This window comes from Bradyrhizobium sp. F1.13.3 (assembly GCF_040548265.1).
In the GTDB taxonomy this organism is placed as follows: Bacteria; Pseudomonadota; Alphaproteobacteria; order Rhizobiales; family Xanthobacteraceae; genus Bradyrhizobium.
Genome location: NZ_JBEPRI010000061.1, coordinates 1 through 2,509 on the forward strand (window position 1 = coordinate 1; position 2,509 = coordinate 2,509).

Sequence of the window (2,509 nt, forward strand, 5' to 3'; positions counted from 1 at the left end):
GTAACCCTACGCGGTAGGCCGCAGCGCGCTGATCTTTCCAGTTAACCGTTAGAGCTCGTCGGACTCCTCGGTTTTCGGCTTCATCGTCGCAGCGAGCACTTGGCGGCGTTTTTCGATGATGCTAGGGTCCTCTTTGTGGATTGCGATCAGCTCTTTGAGGTTCTCGATCCCCTCATCGGTGAACGCCATCACCCCATCTTCACCGACGCCCACGACCCATAGCTGGCCATCCTCGGGGTCCATTTCTTCGGCGACCTCGAACAGCCATTCCTCGTCTTCTCCAAGCATCTCGGCGACATGGCCGAGGGTAAACACGTGGCTGACTTTGTTGACGGGCCCCATCAAGCCGCCTGCGCCGCGAGGCCTTGCTGTTGCGCAATCTTCCAGTTCCAGGGCAGCAGCTCATCGAGCCTGTGGGCGGGGTGGATGGCGATGCGAGCGAGTACATCGGCAAGCCAGACCTGAGGATCGACGTCGTTCATCTTCGCAGAGACGATGAGGCTATACATGGCGGCGGCACGACGCCCTCCGCGGTCGGACCCGCAGAATAACCAAGACTTTCTGCCCAATGCGATGCCGCGCAGCGCTCTTTCGGCGGCGTTGTTCGAGAGACAGACGCGGCCATCGTCGAGGAAGCGTGTGAAGGAGCCCCAGCGCTTGAACATGTAGTTCATGGCCTTGGCCAGATCGTGACCGCGGGAGAGCTTGGCGCACTGCTCACGCATATAGGCTTCCAGATCGGCAACCAACGGAGCGCTCTGCGCCTGGCGGACAGCCTCTCGGTGGTCGGCGCCTTGGCCATTGATCGTGCGCTCGATTGCGAAGAGGGCGTCGATGCGACGCACGATCTCGATCGCAATCGGCGAGAGGGCGATCTCCTTCTTGCCAGCAGCCTTACGTCGCGCGTTTTCCTCAAGATCCGCCATGGCGAAGAACGGGCGCCGGGCATGCACCCAACAGGCCGCCTCCCTGATAGGCCCAGGACTTCGCGGGGGCTCGTAGAGTTTGGTGTATCCGCCGAAGGCGTCGGCCTGCAGGATACCGCTATAGTTGGCCAGATGCGCCTGCGGATGCTCGCCCCTTCGATCGCGCGAGTAATAGAACATTGCCGCCGGCGGATCTGAGCCGCCGAAGGGGCGGTCGTCCTTTACATAGACCCAGCATCGAGCGACATCGCACTTGCCCAAGGCCAGCACGGGCACGGTGGTGTCGTCGCCGTGGAGGCGTTCGGATGCCATGACGTGGGCTTCCAACAGACGCAACAGCGGCTCCAATACCGTGCAGCACGCTCCGACGGCGTCGGCTGCGGTCGACAGACTGATCGGCACGCCTTCCAACGCGTAACGCTCGGTTTGCCGGTTCAGAGGCTGATGCTGGCCGAACTTCTCATAGAGCAGCATGGCCAGCAGGCTCGGCCCCGCCCACCCTCGCGGGATCACATGGAATGGCGCCGGTGCCTGGCTGATCTTCTCGCAGTCGCGGCAAGAGAACTTCTCGCGCACCGTCTCGATTACCTTCCACTGACGCGGCACCGATTCCAGCGTTCGGGTCACATCTTCGCCGAGCTTGCGCAAGCGATTGCCGCCGCAGCATTCGCACGCCGTCGGCGGATCGATCACCACCCGCTCGCGCGGAAGGTGGTCTGGGAACGTGTTGCGCTCAGCGCGCTTGCGCGTAAATCCGTCAACCGTAGTCGTTTTGGCGACTGCCTGCTCCGCCGCCAATTCGTCTTCCGTCGCGTTAGCTTCCAATTCTTCGAAGGTAAGCGCCAGCTGGTCGATCAACCGCGCCGAGCGCTCCGATTTCTGGCCGTAAACCTGGCGCTCGAGCTTCGCTATCCGCAAGGTCTGCTGCACAATCAGCGCGGCGTCCTCCGACGCCTTTGCCCGCGCTACCGCCAGCTCCGCTTTCAGCGCGGCGTTTTCTTCGGCAAGAGCGGCGCGATCAGCATCCATGAGACGAAGTGAATCATAGTTTTAGTGATTTGCGGCACCCCAAAATACGCGGGTTTCCACATTTTTCTTCGCTCATCCCGCCCTTGTCGGCCGCCACGTCAGTTGTGGATTGCGCCAATCGATCCCTTCGAGCATGTACGCCATCTGCGCCGCCGAGATCGACACCGCGTCACCTGACGCCGAAGGCCAGATGAACTTTCCGCGATCCAAGCGTTTCGCATAGAGCGACAGCCCGATCCCGTCATGCCAGAGGATCTTTGCCAAATCGCCACGCCGGCCTCGGAAGATATAGAGATCTCCGGCGTGGGGATCCCGCTTCAGGCTCTCCTGAACCTGCAAAGCCAGACCCTGCATGCCGCGACGCATGTCGGTGTGGCCGGTTGCGATCCAGACTCTGACGCCACCCGGTATCGGGATCATCGCCGGCTCAGAACATCAAGGACCCGCCCCAACGCGTCAGCATCGACGTTCTCGTCAACGCTGACACGCTTGCCGCCACCGAGTTCGATCTCGATCAGGCCCCGGCGCCTCCGGGGCGAAATCACCGCTGGGGC

Annotated in this window: 3 protein-coding genes; all 3 read right to left on the bottom strand. The window is 62.1% G+C overall.

Features of this window, described 5'->3' with window-relative positions; translation table 11 throughout:
* Positions 1–48: 48 nt before the first annotated feature.
* Positions 49–342 carry a hypothetical protein gene (locus ABIB66_RS43405; RefSeq protein ID WP_007590556.1) on the bottom strand — a complete coding sequence of 98 codons (294 nt, stop codon included), beginning with the start codon at positions 340–342 and terminating at the stop codon, positions 49–51.
* Positions 342–1,955 (bottom strand): IS66 family transposase, encoded by a 1,614-nt coding sequence (tnpC, locus tag ABIB66_RS43410; RefSeq protein WP_219685683.1) that lies wholly within the window; start codon positions 1,953–1,955, stop codon positions 342–344. The genes ABIB66_RS43405 and tnpC overlap by 1 nt, the downstream gene beginning before the upstream one ends.
* A 72-nt stretch (positions 1,956–2,027) precedes the next feature.
* On the bottom strand, positions 2,028–2,375 hold the full coding sequence (gene tnpB, locus ABIB66_RS43415) for an IS66 family insertion sequence element accessory protein TnpB (RefSeq protein WP_007591027.1): 348 nt from the start codon (positions 2,373–2,375) through the stop codon (positions 2,028–2,030).
* Between the last annotated feature and the right edge of the window lie 134 nt (positions 2,376–2,509).